Source organism: Brevibacillus sp. FSL K6-6036, from assembly GCF_037964015.1.
Classification (GTDB): domain Bacteria; phylum Bacillota; class Bacilli; order Brevibacillales; family Brevibacillaceae; genus Brevibacillus; species Brevibacillus borstelensis.
This window is the reverse complement of record NZ_CP150173.1, coordinates 1106887-1127795: the sequence shown is the minus strand read 5'-3', so window position 1 is coordinate 1127795 and position 20909 is coordinate 1106887. Positions and strand designations below refer to the sequence as shown.

The 20909-nt window shown below is 53.0% G+C and carries 25 protein-coding genes; 13 read left to right on the top strand and 12 right to left on the bottom strand.

Translation table 11 applies throughout. From position 1 onward, the window contains the following. Window position 1: 1 nt before the first annotated feature. Together NST37_RS05845 and NST37_RS05840 are read right to left on the bottom strand one after the other, a co-directional pair. Window positions 2-196 (bottom strand): BhlA/UviB family holin-like peptide, encoded by a 195-nt coding sequence (locus NST37_RS05845; protein ID WP_003392110.1) that lies wholly within the window; start codon window positions 194-196, stop codon window positions 2-4. An 87-nt stretch (window positions 197-283) separates the two neighbouring features. Then, window positions 284-745: an ArpU family phage packaging/lysis transcriptional regulator gene (locus NST37_RS05840; RefSeq protein WP_339186414.1), complete on the bottom strand. Its 462-nt coding sequence runs from the start codon at window positions 743-745 to the stop codon at window positions 284-286. Between the two features lie 182 nt (window positions 746-927). Here NST37_RS05840 and NST37_RS05835 point away from each other — a divergent pair, with 182 nt between their 5' ends. The 3 genes from NST37_RS05835 to NST37_RS05825 all read left to right on the top strand — a co-directional run bounded on the left by NST37_RS05835 (window position 928) and on the right by NST37_RS05825 (window position 2422). Then, a complete protein-coding gene (locus NST37_RS05835) occupies window positions 928-1377 on the top strand; it encodes a helix-turn-helix transcriptional regulator (RefSeq protein ID WP_003392113.1) in 450 nt (149 codons plus the stop codon). A 78-nt stretch (window positions 1378-1455) separates the two neighbouring features. Then, window positions 1456-1977, top strand: a complete 522-nt coding sequence (locus NST37_RS05830) for an ImmA/IrrE family metallo-endopeptidase (protein WP_003392115.1) — start codon at window positions 1456-1458, stop codon at window positions 1975-1977. A gap of 31 nt (window positions 1978-2008) precedes the next feature. Next, window positions 2009-2422: a hypothetical protein gene (locus tag NST37_RS05825; RefSeq protein ID WP_031933486.1), complete on the top strand. Its 414-nt coding sequence runs from the start codon at window positions 2009-2011 to the stop codon at window positions 2420-2422. A gap of 13 nt (window positions 2423-2435) precedes the next feature. Here NST37_RS05825 and NST37_RS05820 read toward each other — a convergent pair whose 3' ends face one another. Then, a complete protein-coding gene (locus NST37_RS05820; RefSeq protein WP_031933487.1) occupies window positions 2436-3188 on the bottom strand; it encodes an alpha/beta fold hydrolase in 753 nt (250 codons plus the stop codon). Window positions 3189-3345: 157 nt separating this feature from the next. Between NST37_RS05820 and NST37_RS05815 the strand changes: the two genes are divergently transcribed. From NST37_RS05815 to NST37_RS05780, 8 genes are all read left to right on the top strand, one after another. Then, a complete protein-coding gene (locus tag NST37_RS05815) occupies window positions 3346-4140 on the top strand; it encodes an IclR family transcriptional regulator (RefSeq protein ID WP_311135373.1) in 795 nt (264 codons plus the stop codon). Window positions 4141-4277: 137 nt separating this feature from the next. Beyond that, window positions 4278-5282 carry a tripartite tricarboxylate transporter substrate binding protein gene (locus tag NST37_RS05810; RefSeq protein WP_003392124.1) on the top strand — a complete coding sequence of 335 codons (1005 nt, stop codon included), beginning with the start codon at window positions 4278-4280 and terminating at the stop codon, window positions 5280-5282. Between the two features lie 66 nt (window positions 5283-5348). Further along, on the top strand, window positions 5349-5798 hold the full coding sequence (locus NST37_RS05805; RefSeq protein WP_024985521.1) for a tripartite tricarboxylate transporter TctB family protein: 450 nt from the start codon (window positions 5349-5351) through the stop codon (window positions 5796-5798). Window positions 5799-5817: 19 nt separating this feature from the next. After that, window positions 5818-7311 carry a tripartite tricarboxylate transporter permease gene (locus NST37_RS05800; RefSeq protein ID WP_003392128.1) on the top strand — a complete coding sequence of 498 codons (1494 nt, stop codon included), beginning with the start codon at window positions 5818-5820 and terminating at the stop codon, window positions 7309-7311. A 21-nt stretch (window positions 7312-7332) separates the two neighbouring features. After that, window positions 7333-8283, top strand: coding sequence for a sugar kinase (locus NST37_RS05795; RefSeq protein WP_003392130.1), 951 nt, complete (start codon window positions 7333-7335; stop codon window positions 8281-8283). Window positions 8284-8318: 35 nt separating this feature from the next. Then, window positions 8319-8957, top strand: coding sequence for a bifunctional 4-hydroxy-2-oxoglutarate aldolase/2-dehydro-3-deoxy-phosphogluconate aldolase (locus tag NST37_RS05790; protein ID WP_024985520.1), 639 nt, complete (start codon window positions 8319-8321; stop codon window positions 8955-8957). A 16-nt stretch (window positions 8958-8973) separates the two neighbouring features. Beyond that, entirely contained in the window at window positions 8974-9942 is a 969-nt protein-coding gene (locus tag NST37_RS05785; protein WP_024985519.1) for a D-glycerate dehydrogenase, read from the top strand. A gap of 381 nt (window positions 9943-10323) precedes the next feature. Beyond that, window positions 10324-11544: an MFS transporter gene (locus tag NST37_RS05780; RefSeq protein WP_339186413.1), complete on the top strand. Its 1221-nt coding sequence runs from the start codon at window positions 10324-10326 to the stop codon at window positions 11542-11544. A gap of 209 nt (window positions 11545-11753) precedes the next feature. Here the strand turns inward: NST37_RS05780 and NST37_RS05775 are convergent, their stop codons facing one another. Beyond that, a complete protein-coding gene (locus NST37_RS05775) occupies window positions 11754-12632 on the bottom strand; it encodes a GNAT family N-acetyltransferase (RefSeq protein ID WP_024985518.1) in 879 nt (292 codons plus the stop codon). A gap of 37 nt (window positions 12633-12669) precedes the next feature. Then, complete coding sequence (locus NST37_RS05770; RefSeq protein WP_003392145.1) at window positions 12670-13230, bottom strand: ABATE domain-containing protein; 561 nt, start codon at window positions 13228-13230, stop codon at window positions 12670-12672. Between the two features lie 159 nt (window positions 13231-13389). Here NST37_RS05770 and NST37_RS05765 point away from each other — a divergent pair, with 159 nt between their 5' ends. Together NST37_RS05765 and NST37_RS05760 are read left to right on the top strand one after the other, a co-directional pair. Then, on the top strand, window positions 13390-13884 hold the full coding sequence (locus tag NST37_RS05765) for a DinB family protein (protein WP_003392147.1): 495 nt from the start codon (window positions 13390-13392) through the stop codon (window positions 13882-13884). 85 nt (window positions 13885-13969) lie between these two features. Next, on the top strand, window positions 13970-14098 hold the full coding sequence (locus NST37_RS05760) for a hypothetical protein (protein ID WP_277614088.1): 129 nt from the start codon (window positions 13970-13972) through the stop codon (window positions 14096-14098). A gap of 65 nt (window positions 14099-14163) precedes the next feature. On the opposite strand, the gene NST37_RS05755 is transcribed toward NST37_RS05760, so the two are convergent. The 7 genes from NST37_RS05755 to NST37_RS05725 form a co-directional block, all read right to left on the bottom strand. After that, complete coding sequence (locus tag NST37_RS05755) at window positions 14164-15069, bottom strand: hypothetical protein (RefSeq protein WP_339186411.1); 906 nt, start codon at window positions 15067-15069, stop codon at window positions 14164-14166. Window positions 15070-15079: 10 nt separating this feature from the next. Then, window positions 15080-15673: a PilN domain-containing protein gene (locus NST37_RS05750; protein ID WP_051567462.1), complete on the bottom strand. Its 594-nt coding sequence runs from the start codon at window positions 15671-15673 to the stop codon at window positions 15080-15082. Window positions 15674-15732: 59 nt separating this feature from the next. Then, entirely contained in the window at window positions 15733-16761 is a 1029-nt protein-coding gene (gene pilM, locus NST37_RS05745) for a pilus assembly protein PilM (protein ID WP_003392157.1), read from the bottom strand. Between the two features lie 247 nt (window positions 16762-17008). After that, window positions 17009-17767, bottom strand: a complete 759-nt coding sequence (locus NST37_RS05740) for a prepilin peptidase (protein WP_339186409.1) — start codon at window positions 17765-17767, stop codon at window positions 17009-17011. 404 nt (window positions 17768-18171) lie between these two features. Next, window positions 18172-18621: a prepilin-type N-terminal cleavage/methylation domain-containing protein gene (locus NST37_RS05735; protein ID WP_039071509.1), complete on the bottom strand. Its 450-nt coding sequence runs from the start codon at window positions 18619-18621 to the stop codon at window positions 18172-18174. Between the two features lie 30 nt (window positions 18622-18651). Next, the gene (locus NST37_RS05730) at window positions 18652-19860 is read right to left on the bottom strand and encodes a type II secretion system F family protein (RefSeq protein ID WP_339186407.1); all 1209 of its coding nucleotides are present in this window, start codon (window positions 19858-19860) and stop codon (window positions 18652-18654) included. Beyond that, entirely contained in the window at window positions 19861-20904 is a 1044-nt protein-coding gene (locus tag NST37_RS05725; RefSeq protein WP_003392164.1) for a type IV pilus twitching motility protein PilT, read from the bottom strand. It abuts the gene before it with no gap. Window positions 20905-20909: the final 5 nt, after the last annotated feature.

Sequence of the window (20909 nt, the reverse complement as noted above, 5' to 3'; positions counted from 1 at the left end):
GTTACTCACCTACCTTTTCTTTGATATCGCGCAGCTCGCCGATAATCACGTCGTATTTTTCGCTGAACTTGTCCAGCAGGTCTTGCAAGCGGTTTTCCCGCTCCCGGTTGGCTCTCATCACATAAAACAAGAGCCAAACAAAAAGAGCCGCGAACGGCCCCTGCTGCAAGATCGACTCCAGATGCAATTCCTCCATCACTCATCCCTCCTTTCACACAATGTCACACTGCCATCGTAACAAGCAGAGGAAAAACATGTGTGCCGCATCCGTTTCGAAATCGTTTCACGCGGGACTCTCCTCTTCGTGATATACTTCCATGCCAAGCCCCCCGGCCAGCTTGCGAAACGCACTGCTGCGGGTCCGGTAGTACGATGAATGCGTCATATTCAGCATGATGTAGGCCTCTATATCCGTCCGGTCCTCGCCGTCAAACCAGCGCGTCCAGATCAGCTCCCGTTCCCGGGAAGACAGGCGATTGACCGCTGCGAGGATTCGCTCGACGTACTCCCGCCGCTCCTGTTCGATCGTCGCGTTGCGGACGGCTGCGTCCTCTGTGCTGCTGCGAAACTTGTTCGTGACCGTAGAGGGTGTTGAGTGCCAGCCCGCTGTCGTCCGTGCCTCGATCCCCGGATGAAATCCCATGCGAATAAAATCGCGCGCCAGATCGAGCGCTTTTTTCACTCTCCGCTGTGTAGCCGGCCAATTTACTTTTGCTGTAGAAAATGCAAACCATGTTTCCATCATCTCACTCCTCACTTACAGGATATTTGTACTTTTTCCACATTCATACAGGACAATCCGATCATAAAGTACAAGTATCTTGTTAGTCAATACATTTATCACAATTTTTTCATACACACTTCCCTAAATATCTCCAATCATGTACAATATAGTTGTACTCACTAACAGGAAGGACTGGTTCGTTCATGCTCTCCCAGCGCTTACGAACAGCCCGCAAGGCAAAAGGACTGACGCAGGAAGAACTGGCGGAAAAAGTCCAGACAACCAAAGGCACGATCAGCAACTACGAAAACAACCACAGTTCACCGCCAAATGAGATGCTGGCGCAGCTGGCAGACATCCTTCAGGTCTCCACAGACTGGCTGCTTGGCCGCGTGGACGATGAGCTTGCTTCCTCCTCTGCTGCCGCGGTCCAGAGCCACAACCGATCATTGGAGGATTTGCTGCAGGAAAAAATCGACGACCCGGATGACTATTATTTTCTCGACGGTTATCTGGAAGCGTCCGAAGAAGAGAAAAAAGAGATTCGCCGATACTGGTATGATTTGAAAAAACAGATGCGGGTTCATCAGGTGAAAGAATCCCGCACTCCATCCCTGTATGCGATTACGGAAAAAATAAAAAGAGAAAAATAAAAATAGCCCCTCTTAACAGGGGCATTCTTTCCGCCACAAAAACGAACAAACGTTCCCGAATCAAGGAGGTCGTCACTCATGTTCTCACTAGTCTCCGACGTCTTCGAGCCGCAGACCTGGCTAGAGTCGCGCGTCTATGATTTATTGGAGCTTCATGACATCAAGCAGCCGGAAGAGATTCACCTGACCGAGCTTTGTGCAGCGTACGGGATCGAGCTGTGGAACATCACCGGACGCAGTCGGGCGCATCCGCATCCCTATCTGCCCAACCGCTACGTGATCGCTGTAGACGAGCGCCTCCCTCTGCCTTCGAGACGGGAAAAAATCGCCCATGAGCTTGGACATCTGCTGCTGCATGAAGGAATCCAGCCGATAGGGAGCACATCGATGATCCATTGGCAGGAAGCGCAAGCGAATCACTTTGCCGAGCATCTGCTCATGCCGTTTCCGATGTTTGTGCCACTGCTGGAAAACTGCAACCGCTATGAGGCTCCCTTTTTGCTGGCCCGAATCTTTCGCGTTCCTCTCGCCCTGGCCCAAAAAAGATTCGACCGCTTGCTGGGCAGGCTTTACGCAAAAGGCCACCCCATCAATTGGTAATAAACCGATAAAAAGGAAAAAGGAGTTCGGAATGAAAAAAGTATTTTTGGCCGGAGACGCTTACAGCTCCCGCTTTTTTGACTTGTCTTTGGATGACGAAGAGCTTTCCTTGATGCCCTGGATTGCCGCAGCGAGCTATCATGTAGCCCGCTTTGCCTTGCTGATGCAGGACGACGGTCTTGCCGGACTCGGCATTTCCAGCGGAGATGCCCTGCTCATCTCTGATTTTTCCATGGAACCGATCACAGGCAGGCCCGTCCTCGTACGTCAAGAGGGACAGTATATCGTTCGTATTGCCAAAGAAGTCAATCCGGTAGAATGCGTTTTTACCTGCACGAACGATCTTCCGCCTCTGATCCTGCCCTCCGAAAACATACGCATTACAGGGGTGGTTTCCGGGATCATCTCTGAGCCGGCGATACACCGCGGAATCGACAGGCAATGAGACGGCTGTCATTTCATTTTCGATCCAATCCGGCGACCGTCGATTTCATCCATTCCTTCAGCACAGCGGCGGTCTGCTGCCACTGGTCTCCCGGGGGAATTGCGGCGGGCTGGTCTCCTTTTTGGGCCCCATAGCTTCCGAATTGAGCATGATTGCCCCCGGGAATCTTCAAGTAGACCGTATTGTCAGGGAGATACTGACGGGCCATTTCATAGGCCGAGCTGTTCACCACACCGTCTCTTGATCCGATCAGAGACAGCACCGGAATGGTTTTTTCCTTCAAGCTCCCTTTTTGATCGGGATACGATGCCAGAAAAAAAGTCCCCAAGACACGCTCGGGATGACTGGCTGCATACCGTGAGGCCATCGTCCCGCCGAGTGAATGCCCGCCGATCACGAACGGTTCCTCCGGATAAGCCAGCAGCACATCATTCGCACGGTCAACCCCGGTAAAGGCAAGATTCAGCGGCATTTTCACAATAACGGTCCGATGGCCGGACATAGCCATCAGCCTGGCAAGAGGCGCATAGCTCTCCGGACCGACCAATCCGCCCGGATACAGGATGATCCCGGGAGGAATATTTTCACCGCCTTCAAAGACGATCAGCCCCCCTCGTTCAGTTACGTTGACGCCATCCCCGTCGCGCATAGCCTGCATCGCGGCATCATCCGGCTGATACGGATCGAGATACCAGGCGGCAATCGCTACCAGTACAGCCACGGCCACAAATACATAGATCAAGTAGCGGATAAAGTTTTTCCTCATCACTGTTCCCCCCTCTCGCATTGACTCATTTTTCCTATCAGTAGTATGCACTTTCATTGAAATCGTTTTCTCGATTTTTATTGACAATGAGATTCGACTATTTTTATAATGAATTCAGAGAATACGAAATAGGAACACTGTTCCTTATTATGGAACAATCAGGAGGTGGAGAAAGATCAAGACTCCAAGAGATACCTCTTCGGTTCAATCCGTCGATAGAGCTCTGCACATTTTAAACCTGCTCAAGGAAAATGTGGACGGCTTGGGTATTACTGAATTATCCAACCGGATGGAACTCGCGAAAAGCACTGTACACCGCTTGCTCTCTTCCCTGAAAAACCAGGGATTCGTCAGACAAGACCCGCTTAGCGAGCGTTATCTTCTCGGTCTGAAGCTGATTGAACTGGGGTCGATCGTATCACAATCATTGGAAATACGAAAAATTGCCAACCCGATCATGAGCCGGCTGGTGCAGGAAACGGGCGAAACCTCCCATTTGGTCGTGCTGGAGGATGGAGAAGTGGTCTATATTGAAAAAATTGAAAGCCCTTACACCATCCGCATGTATTCGCTGATCGGCAAACGTGCCCCCGTTCATTGCACGGGTGTCGGAAAAGCGATCATTGCCCATATTCCGGAGAGTGACGTCAGAAAAATCGTCGAGCAGAAGGGTCTGAAGAAGTTTACCGAAAACACGATCACCACGATCGATGATCTGTTCGCGAATCTCCAGGAAATCCGAGAAAAAGGCTACTCGCTTGACAAAGAAGAGCATGAGCCCGGCATATACTGTGTCGCAGCTCCCATTCTCAACCACAATGGCGAGTCCGTCGCCGGTCTCAGCGTATCCGGCCCAACGATGCGCATGGATGAAGAGAAAGTGAAGTTTTGCATGGATCGCGTCGTCTTTTACGCTCGTGAAATCTCCAAACACCTTGGATTCCGAGGGTAATTTTTTTCACAGTATTTAGGAACAATGTTCCGCATTAAGGAACAAATGACTTATAAACAAATTGTCTACGCACTGCCCATGTACTGCTTTCAAAGGAACACTATGAACACATTCCTTAATTATTGGAGGATGACATCATGAAATTGAAAAGCATTTTCTCTGGTCTCGCCGCTACCGCTCTTATCGCATCTCTCGTCGGATGCGGTTCTGGCAACTCCTCTGCTCCCTCTGGCGATCAAGCAGCAGGAGAGGCAGAAGCGTATCCGAAAAAGCAAATCGAACTGATCGTTCCTTACGCAGCCGGCGGCGGAACCGATGCAGTCGCCCGGGCATTTGCGGACTCTGCGAACAAAGTTCTGCCCCAATCCATCGGCGTCGTGAACAAGACAGGCGGCGGCGGTGCCGTAGGCATGAGCGAGGGAGCCAAGGCAAAGCCGGACGGCTACAAGCTGACGCTGGTCACAGTGGAAATGACAACGCTTCCTCCACTCGGTTTGGCCACCTTCAAGCCGGATGACTTCAAACCGGTTGCCCGCCTGAATGCGGACCCGGCAGCCATTACGGTCAGTGCAGACGCTCCTTGGAACACGATCGAGGAATTTGTCGCCTACGCCAAGGAAAACCCGGGCAAGGTGCGTATCGGAAACTCCGGTACAGGCGCGATCTGGCATCTGGCTGCAACCGCGCTGGAACAGAAAATTGATACCAAATTCAACCACATTCCTTTTGACGGGGCCAATCCTGCTGTGACAGCTCTGCTCGGCGGGCACATCGAAGCTGTTTCCGTCAGCCCGGCAGAAGTAGCTGCACAGGTGGAAGCGGGCAAGCTGAAAATGCTGGCCGTCATGGCTGACGAGCGCCTGCCGAAGTTCAAAGACGTACCGACGATGAAAGAAAAAGGAATCGATCTGTCCATCGGTACATGGAGAGGAATCGCGGTTCCGAAAGATACACCGGACAACGTCGTCACCGTATTGAAAGACGCCGCGAAAAAAGTAACGGAAGACAAGGCGTTTACAGATGTACTGGAAAAAATGAACCTGGGCGTATCCTATGCTGACGATGCAGCCTTTTCAGAAGCTGTGAAAAAAGACAGTGAGCTGTTTACGAAACTCGTCTCCGATCTGGGGTTGAAAAAGTAAGAAGCGCTGGACACGGGCGATGCTGTAGTGCACTCCCCGTGTCCTCCGTTTTAGGGAGGGTAGCTCGTGAAGAAGACTGATCTGTTTGTCGGTATTGCTCTCATTCTTTTGTCCGTAGCGGTCTGGATCACGTCGGGGCAATTTCCGTCGGTCGGCGATACAGATGTCGGCCCCGGATTCTTTCCCCGCCTGATCGCCGGCGGCCTGATCCTGATGTCGCTGGTGCTGATCGCAGCCGCATTCCGTCCCGGACAGGCGGCCGAAGAAGCCGGGCCTCCTACGTCCTGGAGACGGACCATTCTTGGTTTTGTCTGTATGTTCGTATTTTTGGCACTCGTCTACCTCGGCGGTTTCCATCTGGCGACACCAGTGTTTTTGCTCGGTTTCATGTGGCTGTTCGGCTATCGGAAGCCGTTTGCGTCGATTCTCGTAGCCGTCCTGGTTACGCTGTTTATCTACCTCATCTTTGAAACAGTGCTGCAGGTTCCCCTTCCTGCAGGCGTCTTGTTCGAGTAGAGAATAAGGAGGGAACCGCATGTTTGATCTATTTGTAAACGGGTTAACGAACATCCTGACTGACCCCTTTGCCCTGCTGATGGCTGTCGTCGGCGTCATTATCGGGATCGTGGTAGGGGCTCTTCCCGGACTCACCGCCACCATGGGAGTCGCACTGATCTTGCCGATGACGTTTGGAATGGAGCCTGTCGCAGGTCTTTTGCTGCTGTCCGGCGTATATTTCGGCGGCGTCTACGGCGGCTCGATTACAGCGATTTTGTTGAAAACACCAGGAACTCCCGCAGCCGCGGCTACCGCTTTGGACGGCTATGCCCTGGCACAAAAAGGGATGGCGGGAAAAGCACTCGGTGCCGCGACTCTCTCCTCCTCTATCGGAGGCACGATCAGCATCATCATCCTGATGTTTCTCTCCCCTGTTCTGGCTACGATCGCTCTCGAATTCAGCGCACCGGAGACCTTTGCTCTGGCTGTATTCGGTCTTAGCATCATTGCCAGCATTTCCGGCAAATCGCTGGTCAAAGGACTGATTGCCGGTCTGGTCGGGCTTTTGCTCGCCACGGTCGGACTTGATCCGATCCTCGGCTTCCCGCGTTTCACCGGCGGCAGCGAACAGCTTTTGAACGGCGTCCCGTTCATTCCGATCATGATCGGCCTATTCGCCGCCTCGGAGGCGTTCAAGTCGCTCTCTGACATGAATGTAAAAGAAAAGGTCAAAGTGAAAATCGAAAAAATCGTACCGAGCTGGGGCGAATTCCGCGGCATTATCCCGACGATCCTCCGTTCGACCGGGCTTGGAACCTTTATCGGAATTATTCCGGGAGCGGGCGCCGATATCGCAGCCTTCGTGGCGTACAACGAAACGAAACGGTTCAACAAAGACAAAGAGCCTACGGACAAAAGCAGGATGGCTGGCGTTGCCGCATGCGAATCAGGTGCCAATGCATGTACCGGCGGCGCTCTGGTGCCGCTTTTGACACTGGGAATTCCCGGAGATGCCGTTACTGCTGTCATGCTCGGCGCTCTGATGGTCCAGGGACTGCAGCCAGGTCCGCTTCTGTTTAAAAACAACGGCGACCTCGTCTACACCCTGTTTATCGGGATGATCATCTGCTACGTGGTCATGTGCTTGCTCGGATTGTTCACGGCTCGCTACTTTGCCAAGGTTGTGCAAATTCCGAAAGAGATTTTGACCCCAGTCATCCTGGTTCTATGCATTGTCGGATCATATGCGATCAACAACAGCTTCTTTGATGTGTTGATCATGGCGGTAGCGGGTGTGATCGGCTTCTTTATGCAAAAACACGACTTCCCGGCTTCGCCGATCGTGCTGGCTCTGATTCTCGGCCCGATGGCAGAAAGCCAGTTCCGCAGAGCGCTAGCGCTTTCCAGCGGCAGCTACGATATTTTTTATACGCGGCCCATTCCGCTCATTCTTTTGCTGCTGTCGGTCATTACCCTGCTCACTCCGATCGTAAAAGCCATTTGGCAGCAGAGAAAACGCGCTCATCAATAACGCAGCCTGGAGGAAATCATGATGGACGTAGTCACTTTTGGAGAAACGATGGTACTGTTTACTCCGGAGAGCACTGGACTGATGCGCTATGCGCACACCTATACGAGAAAATTTGGAGGCTCGGAAACCAATTTTGCCATTGGGCTTGCCCGCCTCGGCCATTCTGTCGGCTGGATCAGCAGGGTAGGCAACGATGAGCTGGGCAAAGCGATGCTCTCGTTTGTCCGGGGAGAAGGGGTGGACACGAGCTGCGTCCGCCTTGATCCCGATGCGCCTACCGGCCTTTATTTCAAGGAAATCCGCAACGCCAGCGATGTCAACGTGTACTATTACCGCAAGGGCTCCGCTGCCAGCCGGATGACCGCTGCCGACCTCGACGAAGCCTATCTCGCGCAAGCCCGCTATTTGTTCGTGTCGGGGATCACGCCTGCGCTGAGCGAATCGTGCCGCGAGATGGTATTTGAAGCGATTCGCATGGCAAAAGCAAGCGGATTGACTGTCGTCTTCGACCCGAACCTGCGGAAAAAGCTGTGGACGGAAGAACAGGCCCGCGAAACGCTGCTTGCCATCGCCGCCCAGTCCGACATTATTTTGCCCGGACTGTCCGAAGGGACGTTTCTCTTTGGAGAAACCGATCCTGTCAAACTGGGAGAGCGATTCCTCAGCCTTGGTGCCAAAATTGTCGTTTTGAAGCTGGGCGAAAAAGGAGCCCACTACTTTACGCCAGAGGAAAACCTGCACATTCCCGGCTTTCATGTCGAGCAGATGGTTGACCCTGTCGGTGCCGGTGACGGATTCGCGGCCGGGTTTGTCTCCGGTCTGCTGGATGGCCTTCCGCTTCCCGAAGCGGTCAAACGGGCCAATGCTGTCGGTGCCATCGTCACGATGGTGAACGGCGATGTCGAAGGCCTGCCGGAACGCTCCGATTTGAAACGGTTCGTCGAATCGCCCGGCGAAGAAGTGATGCGCTAAAAGCTCGTTTTCGATAATGGGAAGGAGAATGTGAGATGACCAAACTAGAGAAAATCCTCGACAGCGGTGTCGTAGCTGTGATTCGCGGAGCGAAGCCGGAGAAGATCATGGCGGTGGCAAAAGCGCTCTACGAAGGGGGCGTGACTACACTGGAGATTACGGTGGAAACGCCGAAAGTGCTCTCTTTGATCGAACAGGTTGCCAGCGAGTACGGAGACAAGCTGGTTATCGGTGCGGGAACAGTGTTGGACCCGGAAACAGCCCGCGCCGCCATCATGGCCGGGGCCCAGTTCATCTTTTCCCCGACCGTGAATCCGCAAACGATCCAGATGGCCAAGCGCTACGGTGTCGTGAGCATTCCCGGCGCCCTGACACCGACCGAGATTTTGACGGCGTATGAGCACGGCGCAGACGTGATCAAAGTATTTCCGGCCAACGTATTTGGCCCCGGCTACTTGAAAGACGTGCACGGTCCGCTTCCGCACATTCCGCTGATGCCGACCGGAGGCGTCGATCTCTCCAATGCAGCCTCCTATATCAAGGCCGGCGCGGTCGCCGTTGGCGTAGGAAGCTCTCTCGTCAGCTTCAAGGGAGCGGTGGACGAGGCGTATCTGAACAGTCTGACCCAAACAGCGCGCCAATTCGTCGAGATCGTCAAGGCAGCGCGATCCTAGAGAGGAGTCGAAACAGATGACAAAACCGCTTGTTTTTGTCCCTCACCGCATCGCTGAATCAGCGCTTGCCCTGCTACGCGAGCGCTGCGAAGTGGATTATCGCGACATCGAGGAAAAGCTGGACGACGCATCGTTTGCAGCCGGTCTGCAGCGGGCCGACGGGTTGATGATCTACTCCCGGCACAAAATCAATGCCTCCGTCCTGGAAAAGGCTCCCCGTCTGCGGGTCGTCAGCAATATCGCGGTCGGTTACGACAATCTGGACCTTCCCGCATTGACAGCCCGCGGCATCCTCGCGACGAATACCCCGGACGTCTTGACCGAGACAACCGCCGATCTGACCTTTGCCCTGCTGATGGCGGCTGCCAGACGTGTACCGGAGGCTGACCGGTTTGTGAAAAACGGCCAATGGAATGAATGGCTCCCCAGTCTGATGCTCGGAAAAGACGTGCACGGCGCGACCATCGGGATCGTCGGGATGGGCAGGATCGGAGAAGCTGTCGCCCGGCGAGCCAAAGGCTTTGACATGAACATTCTGTACTTCAACCGCTCCCGCAAGCCGGAAGCGGAAAAAGCTCTGGGGGTACAGTTCACCTCGCTTGACGATCTGTTGTCCCGGTCCGACTACGTGGTGGTGATGACGCCATTGACCCCGGAAACAGAGGGCCTCATCGGAGAACGCGAGCTGGCTCTGATGAAAAGCGACGCCATTTTGATCAATACCTCCCGGGGACGTGTCGTCGATGAACAGGCCTTGATCCGTTCTCTGACGGAGCGCCGGATAGGCGGAGCCGGCCTGGACGTCTTCCAGATGGAGCCAACGCCAAAAGACAATCCGCTGCTTTCCTTGCCCCACGTGGTCACACTCCCTCATATTGGCAGCGCCACGAGGGAAACCCGGGAGAAGATGGCGCTCAAGGCCGCGCGCAACATGCTTGCAGGTCTTTTTGGGAAACGTCCGGAAAATTTGTTAAATCCTTCTTGACTCCGCTTTTTCAGCGTGATAATATCTAACCCATACGAAATCGGAAGGGTGACTTATGAACAATGGACATCTAATCCTGTCTCCATGAAAACAACCGTTTGAAAATAACCATGTCTGTGGGAAACGAAACGGTTTCTGGATAGGATTGGTATGGATGTTCATAGTCGCATGCATCTTTTTTCGGTGTCGACAGCTTGCTTGTTGTCGGTACGAGGATGCACTCCTGAAGGGTGAACTTGCTTCCCAGAATCTCAGAAGCATGGCACATTCCTTTGGATAGAAGGAAGCCCCTTTGAGCTGTTTTTGGGCTTATGTTTTGTCTTCCTTGCGATCACGATCTCTTCGCCTCCTGTCCAGGAACTTGGATGAGGAGGTTTTTTTATGCGAGAAAAAGGAATCTTTCGCAATAAAGTCATACAAACGATCCTGCTGTCTGCGCTGTTTTTGCAAATCGGCGTATGGGTCCGCAACTTCGCGATCCTGCTGTTTGTCATGCAGCAAACAAACGGCGATCCTTTGGCTGTCTCGATGATTTACGTGGCGGAATACGCTCCGATCTTTATTTTTTCCTTTATTGGCGGGACGTTCGCTGACCGTTGGCGCCCCAAGCGAACGATGGTCTGGTGTGATATTTTAAGTGCGCTGTCTATCTTCGGAGTCCTGCTTGCTTTTGTGTTCGGAACCTGGAAAGCGGTCTTCTTCGCGACGCTGATCTCGGCCATTTTGTCCCAGTTTTCGCAGCCGTCCGGCATGAAGCTGTTCAAAATGCACCTTCCTGCCGAGCAGATGCAAGCGGGTATGTCCATCTATCAAACGCTTTTTGCCATTTTCATGATCCTTGGCCCTGCCCTCGGGACGTTTGTGTTTCAGACATTTGGGATCGGTGTAGCAATCGCGGTGACCGGTGTCGCTTTCCTGCTCTCCGGCGCCGTTCTTGCGCGGCTGCCCGCCGACCACGTAGAGGAAAACGGGCAGCAGCCGACAACTCTATGGCAGGAAATGGTCGACGGCATCCGTTATGTGTTGAAAAGCAACATTCTGACAAAGCTGGGCTTATGCTTTTTGGCAGCGGGCCTAAGCATCGGACTCATCCAGCCTCTGAGCATTTTTCTCGTGACGGAGCGATTGGGCTTGCCTATGGAATCCCTCAAATGGCTGATGACAGTCAACGGGATCGGCATGATTGTCGGGGGTGCGCTGACCATGACCGTTGCCAAAAAAGCCTCTCCGCAAAAGCTGTTGGTCATCGGCATGCTGGTCAATGCAGTAGCCATGAGCATCGCGGGCTTATCGACCAACCTCTGGCTGACGTTGACGGCCCAGTTGTTCAACGGCCTGTTTATGCCTTGCATTCAGATCGGGATCAATACGATGATCTTGAAGCATACCGAGGGCGCTTTTGTCGGCCGCGTGATGGGAATCCTGAGCCCTCTCTTCACCGGAGCCATGGTTTTGACGATGAGTATCGCGGGTCCATTGAAAAAACTGCTCTCACTCGTCTCTGTTTTCGAGATGGCTGCGCTTCTGTTCATTGTCGGCCTGCTCTTCATCGTACCGCTTTTGCGGTCGCAAGCAGGTTCGGAACAAGAAGCTTCCGGTTGAACCTGTTGAATGACAAAATGAAACCACGCGGGAGAATTGCACCTGCGTGGTTTTTTGTATCCTGCCGGAAGAGTTCCGGTTTTTGGGTTTTTGGTTTTCGGGTTTCGGTTTTCGGGTTTCAGCTTTTCGTTTCTCCTCTATCGGAATATGCCGGCTAACCTGCTTTCCTGCTTTCTTGCTTTCTGGCTTTCCCGCTTCCAGCCTTTCCCCTACCCGAACGCCTGTGCAGCAATTGCGTACAAGTGGCCGTTCCTCTCCGGCAGCTTTTCCGCATTCCTGATCATGATCGGAGGCTGGCTCGCCTTTTGAAATCCGCACTGCTCCAGAAAAACCAGGAATTCTTCATGTCCAGACGGTACATCGATCCGCAGCTTGCCTTGATATCCACTCGCAAGCTGTTCCACGATTTGTTTCGCTCCCTGCAGGTCAAAAGCGACGATCGGGCCGAGAATCAGGTTGACCGGCCCCTCTACAGACAGGCCATAGCCAATGACAGCTCCATCCTGCTGCTTCAAGACGACGCCATTTTGCGCCTGCTGGATGCGATGAATCAAAAATCTTCTGCGGTCCGCGCCGACTGCGGCCTTGTCCAGCTCCACGATTTGCTCCAGATGCTCCCCGGTCAGCTTCTCTACAAATGTATCTCCTGTATCAAACGATGCTCGATGCCGCTGGTACGCTTCGCATAAGTATTTGTGCACGCAATCTACGGACACAAAGCCCATGCTTTCGTACATCGGCTTTCCCTCCGGTGTGGCGATCAGCATCAGGGCTGTATCCGCTGAAGTCGAGGCGGCATCGATACAAGCCTGTGTTACTTGTTTCCCCAGCCCCATCCCTCTGCATTCAGGATGAACGATGACCATGCCGATGGAGGCAAGCGTTTCGCCGTATGGAACAATCGCGGCGCTTGAGTACACTTTTCCCTGGTCATCACGGTGTCCGAATACTCTCCCTGCAGCAATGAGGGTTGCCAGCTCTGCTTCATGGTAATCCCAGCCTACCGAGGCAGACAGCTCGATCAGCCCCGGAATATCCCCGCTGGCAAGCTCGTCCAACCTCAATTCGTGCCGTTTGCTGACAGTCATGTTCTTTTCTTCTCCCTTTCTCCCGATCTTCCTGGATTTATGTGTCTTTCCTCTCCTTTTTTTGCCGCTCGCGAAAGCGCCGCACTTTCATCAGGTTGCCGCACGCCTTATCGTCGCACCAACGGCTGGAGCGGTTGCGGCTCTCGTCGTAATACACCCAGAGGCAATTGGCGTTTTCGCAGATCTTCAATCGCCGCAAATCGGTACCAGCCAGAAGCTCGGCGAAGGAAAGTGCGATTTTCCCTATGACCAGGTCCCATTCTTCGCCTCGTACAACCTCCTCTATTTGAAAGCCATCCGGCCGATGAACGATGCGGCGGCAGCTAGGCACAGCCGCAAGCACCTGATTGATGCCGACCAGATCGCTTGGATCAGGTGCTTGTCCTGTTGCCACCGCTTCCGTGACATTTCGCATCTGCTGCCGCAGTTCTCTCAAGCTCTGGAGCAGCATAGGGTCTGTAGGAAGGGGGACTTTCAGCTCCCACTTCGTCGAAAAATACTGCCACCATTCAGGCTTGCCAAGCCGGTCATCCCGCTGTCCGGACCCTCGCCAGTCTCTGCAATCGCTGTTGATAAAATCAAGACATATCCACTCCACGGAGTTTTTTCTCCTCTCTTGAACCACTCGCCAAAATATGGTAAGGTATTGTTTGTAACCACCAAAATGTATTTAAGTAGTTACAGGCGGTATTCTTCTCCAGATTCTACCTTCATTATACCGCCGTCAATCACTCTTTCCCAGATGAGGAGGACTTGCATGAACCGTATGGAGTTGCTGTTGCACGAGTGGGATTGTACATTCGCCAAAGAAGATTGGTATCCCCCCTTGAAAGACGCCTTGGCAGGACTCACCGCAGCCGAAGCAAGCTGGCGGCCGCCTGGCGAAGCTGCCAACACCATTTGGGAGAATCTGAGCCACTTGCTGTTTTACAAGGAACGGCTGCTTCACCGTTTGAAGGGCACCGAACAGCCTTCTACAGCTTCCACCAACGACGACACCTTTGCCCCATCCGGAGGACCAGAGGACGAGGAGGCCTGGCAAGCGGACGTCAAGCGGATGGAGACTCTCCACTATGAACTGAGAGACGTGCTCGCTTCCATTCCGGAGACCTCCTTCGATCAGCCGTCGCCTTCCAAGCCGTTGGGGCTGAGCGTATTCAGCATCATCATGCACGATGCGTTTCATACCGGACAGATTGTGCAGATCCGCAAACTGCAAGGCACCTGGCCCGCACGCAGGTCTTTTGATTAAGAATCCGCTTCCTAGACAAAAACCCAAACCCGCCCGGCTATGCCCTCATACATTGTAGGGAAGTTCATCGGAGCGAGGCGATTCCATGAGTCAAAAGTCCGAAGGTATGTCTGCTGACGATCTTGCTTTATTGGCGGCTGTGATTGTATTAATCGGAGACTTTCTGGCGCTATTGGCCTTGGTGCGGGAGCGGCAGGAAAAGACTAAGAAATGAAGAAAAGCCGTTGCTCGCGACAGCAACGGCTTTCATTCGTAAATGAAGGAATTCGCCCTCTGCTTTTAGTAAGGCGATCCTTCTTTGCTTTCATTGATCGGATCACCGGGCTTCGGTGTGATTCCATACTGAAACGGGTTGCCTTTGCCCGATGGAGCCTCTACCTCAACGGCCGGAAGCTTGTCGACTACCTGCTTGAATTCAGGCGCGTAATAGCTGGTCAGCTTGATTGTCGCCGTCATCCTGCTGTCTTTGGGGACGGTAAATTCATCCTTCTCCGCCGCAGCGACAGTGAATTCATCTACCCGCAAATATCGGGACAATCCCTGTACCTCCTTGAGGAAGAGGTACAGCTCATCGTATCCTCCCTTTACAGAAAGCGTGATCTCCACGCTTCCCAATGCGGTTTCCGGCAGCAGTCTCCTGAGCGTGTCTGCCGTGGGCATGGCAAGTGCAGCGCTGCGGTCCTTGGCATTGGGTTCAGATGCTATTCCTATTGCTTCCGCTGTACCTGTTTCCTTTTTGTCCGTATCTGAGTTTGTTTTCGGCTCTTTGGCTCCAGTTGACTCTTCGGCTGCTGTATCCGCCCCCTGCTCTTCTTTCGAAATGATCTGCTCCACCATGTCTTTCGTCGACAGCACTTTTGGCTGGGTAAAGCTGGCCGTAAGGATCTCGACCTTGCTGATCGTCTGGAGCTTGCCCAAATCCTTCACGAGCTGATCTGTATAGGGAGAGACGGGGATTGCCTCCGTAACCTTTGCCAATGCTTCCTCGGAAACGGTATCATCCTTCTTTTTCTCTGTATTCCTGCTGCTCAGCCCTTGCACCGTCGCTTGCAGCTGAGCCAGTTCTACCGTTAGCTTGCTCTTTTTTGCCTGCAACGGCGTGAGATAGATATAGTAGAAGACAGCGAGCAGGGCAAACAGCAAAGCAACAAACAAGAACAGGTATTGACGTGTTTTCTCAGCCATGTTCACTCTCCTACTTCTTCTGCTCTTGTGTACGTGCAGCAAGCTGCTTGTTCAGCACGCCCAGGTCCAGGGTGAGTACCTTCACTTCAAATGTAGCCGTGTAGCGGGGCAGGATGTCTCCGCCCACCGCACTCAACGCTGCCGAATGGGGCCTGCCTTTCTCGTCCACCGGCCCGGTCCACTTCACGGGTACGGAAGCGATTGTTTTTATCTGCGCTTCCCGTACGTATGGCGAAGCCTGCAAATTGTGCAGATAGGCGGCCACATCGTCATATTGCTCAAAGCGGCCGGTGAGCTGCACCGTGCCATCCAGGGCATAACTGATTTTCAGCAGCTTTCCCATCTCCGGCAGGTTTTCGGAAAAATTGTCGAGCAGGAGCGTTGTCGGGTAGAACAGATGCTGCATCTTCTCCGACAGCTCTACATAGTCTTGCAAAGTCGCTGTATTTGCTTTCAAGCCGATCCGCTTTTCCGCTGCCTGGACCATTTGTTTTTGCTGCGCGATTTCCTGCTGCAATCTTTCCACCGTTGCCTGATCGGCATAGTAGGCAAAGCCCATCCAAGCCGCCCCGATAAGCCAAAGCAGCCCTGTCGCGGAGAGCAACAGGACTCCGCCTCTAACCTTTTTCTTTTTTGGTAATAGGTTAATGGTTACCACTTGCGTCAACCTCTCAAGGTTAGTCCCGCCGCTGCCGTAAAGGCCTGAACATTCAGCGGTTGCGTATGCTGAAGGCGGATATGGTGGATGGGCAGAGGAACGATCTCAAAGCTCGTCATGCGATTTTTAAGAAGCTGGATGGTGTGCTCCAAATCGTCATCTTCACCGGTTACATAGATCGTCTGAATACGGGTCCCGTCATTTTTCATGCTGAACTGATAGAAGTTGATCACGCGGTCGACTTCCCTGACCAGATCAGCTACAAATAATGCATGGACGGCAGCAGCACCGTCTGTCCCCCCGGATGCGGAAGCCTGCTCATAATGGGCGAGATGGATCGGAATGTTTCGCAAAAACTCCGGAATATCGCTTTGAAAAATGCTGACGTTGACCGAATGCCGTCCGAGCTGCAGGAACATGAAGTCGGTTTTGTGGACTTCCCCGCTCTCCTCCAGCAGCCGGTACAGAGCAAGCGGTTCGATATCAACAGCCGTTACTTCGATATCGAGTACCTTCAACAATTCGATATATTGGTCGATCAAATCACCAGGAGCGGCAATCACCAAGTATTCATCCTCCGGCTGCGGCTCCTCCGCGAGGCTGTACTCTCCCAGCTCGTCCATCTCCAGCGACGGCGGCACTTCTCTGATCTTGTGAAAGTCAAAATAGGGCCTTGCAAAAGGAAGGTGAATGGTCGTCCCCAGCTCGATTTCGAGCAAAGAACGAATATCGTCCGTCGTCAGCTTGGGCTGAATGGTTTTTCGAATCACCACGGTTGACGTCGGAACGGAGAGAACCGCCTTCTTTTTGGAAAGCCGCAGCTCCTTCTTGGCTAGAGTCAGCTGTATTTTTACCCGCTCGATATCCGTGATCCGCCCGTTCTCGAAGGTTCCTTCCTCCAGCGGGATCAGACCTGCCTGCCGTATCTCCACGCCTGTGTCCGTTCGCCGTGCTTCTGTAAAGCGAAGCCCGTCTTCTTCCACGGCAATGCCGATACGAACGGGATTCGTCATAAAAGGGATGCGCAGTTTCATCCGCCTCTTTTCCTTTCTGTCAGCCCCAGAGCTGATGCAATTCCAGTTCCTGTGTTTGGGAAATCCGGTTCCTTAATGCATGCGCAAGCTTTCGCCCTGTCGATGATTATTGTGTTATAGGAAGCTTGCCACTTGACGAAATTCTTCATTTTTCGACACATTTCTTCTATCACTCACTTATTTTTCGACACACCTTCCCGGTCAACCTGCTGCTTAGCGGAAAAGGAAATTGCTATTTCATTTGCTGTCAGAAGAACACATCCACATACCAGCCGATGATCGCATCTCCTTTGAGATAGGCAAGCAGTGACCCGGCAGCGATGAATGGTCCAAATGGCACCTGCGTTTTCCTCACCGCCCCTCGAAAGAGCATAAGTATGATGCCAAACAGCGTTCCCAACAGAGCTGACAAAAAGATGGAAAGCGCCAGCAAAGGCAGGCCCAGAAACAGACCCACTACGGCAAACAGCTTGATGTCGCCTCCCCCTACACCGCCGCGGGACAGTACGGTGAGCAGGAAGAACAGGCCAAATCCGACTGCCATGGCGATCAAGTGCATCCAGTAGGGCTGTGTCGGGTGGACGAGCAGCCGGAGTATGAGAAACAGAGCCAGCGCAGGCAGAGTCACCTTGTCCGGGATAAGCCGATAGGCGAGGTCAGCCACGCTCACAATGACGAGCAGCGAGACAAACAGCAAACCCATAAACATTTCGGCGCTCCAGCCGTATGTGAGGTAGACAAGGGCAAATGAGATACCGCAGATGCCTTCCATGACTGGATAAAGCAGCGAGACTTTTGTCCGACAATAGCGGCATGCCCCCCTATTCAGCAAATAGGAAAGAACAGGGATCAGATCGAGGGGACGCAGCCTGGTGTTGCAGCTTTTGCAATGAGACAGCGGTTGGACAATGGATTCCCCCTGCGGGACTCGCAGACCGACGACGTTGAAAAATGAACCGAATACGAGGCCGAATACAAACAGGACGGCCGTAATCAGGTACTCCATGGCTTCTCTCCTAGTTGGTGGAACGGGTATAGTTTGCTTTGATTCAGGAAAAAACTTCCTGCACCGCATTGGGATGTAGGAAGTTTTTATTGGTTCATTTTGTTGCCCGTGTTTTAAAAAGCGCTCGTAGCCGTGGCTGTAGTGGAAGAAGCCTGTTTCCAGGCTCCCTCCGGTTCCGCCCTGCATAGAAGCGGGGCCTGTACGCGCCGAGGCGATTCGGGTGGGAGCGTCAAAGTCGGACAGCTTTAGGGTCAGGGTCACTCAGAGGTGACGCTCCTGTTTCCTGCGACTCGCTGCTCTGCTGAGCCAGGCTGGACAAGTCGTACATCAGGAAACAGGCTTCTTCGGCGAGCGTTTGTTTTCTCAATAGATATATATTCTCTTATAAATCTTGAGTTGATTTTTTACTTTTTACCATCAAGGTATACTTTGTCTCGATCCAAGGCACTAATATCTTCATCTACAAAAACCCTATCTCCTTCCTGCAACTTTACTTCAATTACTTGCTTCGTAATTTTTGTATCATTGTCCTCTTTAGCGGTAATTGTGACTTCGCTTTTCTTAACATCGTAAGTTTTATCTTCCCCTGGAACCTGAATGTCACTAATAAATCCTTCTTTTTGCAACTCTTCCAAGGTATAATCCCCAGTCGCTTTCCCTTCAGCAGTAGCTGCCATTCTCGCCGCATTTGCCAACATTTGCGCATTCGCGATGTGCGCATCCTTGCGGCTATTTTCAATGATATTTCCTACTGACGGAATCGCAATCGCCGCAATAATCCCCAAAATCACCACAACGGCGAGCAGTTCGACCAGCGTAAGGCCTCGTTGATCCTTCAAATAACGTGTAAACATATAAGTTCCTCCCCACAATATCCTTCATGCCTAGCGTACTTTACCAAAAATCTCAAACATCGGAATCATGATGGCAAGTACAATCGTACCCACAATCGCCGCAAGCAGGACGATCATCAATGGTTCGATCAGCGACTTGATTTTGTCAACGGCACTGTCCACCTCCGCCTCGTAGAAATCAGCTACCTTTTCCAGCATCTGATCCAGCGATCCGGTCTCTTCTCCGATGGCGATCATGCGTGAGACGAGCGGCGGGATTACCCACGCACGCTTTAGCGGCTCGGATAGCGGCCTGCCCTCGCGCAAGCTGGTTTTTGATTCATGCACGGCTTGACTGATAATCTTGTTGCCAACGACGTCTTCTACAATCGTGAGTGCTTGCAAAATCGGCACCGAGCTGGAAAATAGCGTACTCAGCGTCCGGCTCATGCGGGCCAATGCGCCTTTTTGCATAAGTTTGCCAAATATCGGCAATCTCAGTGTAGCATAATCCACAAAATATCGTCCATAAGAAGTATTGACAATAATGCGAAATACAAAATATATGCCAATTAGACCTATTGCATATAGGTACCAAGAACTAACTACGCTTTCACTAGCTGCCATGACCATCTGGGTCATCGCGGGAAGCTCGGCGTGAAAGCTGGCGAACATCGAGACAAAGGTAGGCACGATGTTGATCAAAAGGTACATCGTTACGGCAATAGACAAAATCCCGACTGTGATCGGGTACATCATCGCCGACTTGATTTTTTCCCGCGTGTAGTGCGACTTTTCGTAGTAGGTAGCAAGCCTGTCCAGGACGATTTCCAGACTTCCCGACGCTTCCCCGGCCCGAATCATGCTGAGAAACATTGCTTCAAAGACCTTCGGATGCTTGCCGAACGCCTCAGACAGCTGTCCGCCCTTGCGAATCTCCGCTTCTACCTCCTCCAGTATCTTGCGCAAGACTTTACTCTCGCTTTGCTGGGCAAGAATATGGACGGAATCGACAATCCCGATCCCCGCCCTGATCAGGGTGGCAAGCTGGCGCAGAAATACGACGAACTCCTGCGACTTCACCGGCTTGCCGAAATGGATTTCGCGCTGCAGGAAGCCTTTCGCTTCCTGTTCAATCGAAAGCGGGGCCAGCCCTTGACGCTTCAGCTCAACGATGGCGACTGGCTTGGCGGCAGCCTCGATCTTCCCGCGCTTGCGCCTGCCTGTGCGGTCCTTCGCTTCGTAAATAAACGTCGGCATCTACTCTAGCGCCCTTTCATTCAAATAGTGTTGCGCGGCTTCGGGAGTAATCTGTCCCTTGTCCACTAGCTCTTTGACGGAGCTTTCCATCGTGTGCATTCCCAGTTCGCGTCCCGTCTGCATCAAGCTTTTGATTTGATGATTCTTCTCGCTGCGTATCAGGTTGGCGACAGCATGTGTATGAACGAGAATCTCAGTGGCGACTGCCCGGCCGCCCCCGACCTTCGGAAACAGGCGCTGCGAGACGATCCCGACCAGAACGGAAGACAACTGCATCCGAATCTGGGATTGCTTGTCGCCCGGAAAGACATCGATAATCCGGTCGATGGTCTTGGGCGCATCGGTTGTATGCAGCGTCGCGAGCACCAAATGTCCCGTCTCCGCCGCTGTGACTGCTGTCGAGATCGTCTCCAGATCCCGCATCTCGCCGACCAATATGACGTCAGGGTCCTGCCGCAGCGAAGCCCGCAGTCCGCTGGCAAAATCTTTGGTATCAAAGCCGATCTCCCGCTGATTGACCATGGAGAGCTGATGCTTGTGCAAATACTCGATCGGGTCTTCCAGCGTAACGATATGCTTTCTCATCGTCCTGTTCATGTAGTCGATCATCGCCGCCAATGTAGTCGACTTGCCGCTTCCCGTCGGCCCTGTAACGAGCAGTAACCCTTGGGGCTTGTGGCAAAGCTTCCGGATTACCTCCGGCAGTCCCAGCTCTTCCAGTGACGGGATGCCTGTCGGAATGACCCGGGCGACAAGCCCGATGCACCCGCGCTGGTGGTACGCATTGACGCGGAAGCGCGAGATGCCCGGCAGTCCGTAGGAGAAATCCAATTCTCCCTTTTCCAGAAAGGACGGATACAAATGCTGCGGGATCAGCTCCTTGGCCATTTCCTCGGTGTCGCTTGGCGCAAGCGGAGAAATGTCGAGCCGGCGCAGTTCCCCGTCAATCCGGAATACGGGAGAGGTGCCTACTGTCACATGCAGGTCCGATGCCTTTTTTTCAAAAGCGTATCTGAGCAGCTTTTTGATTTCGACGCCAGCCATCCGTT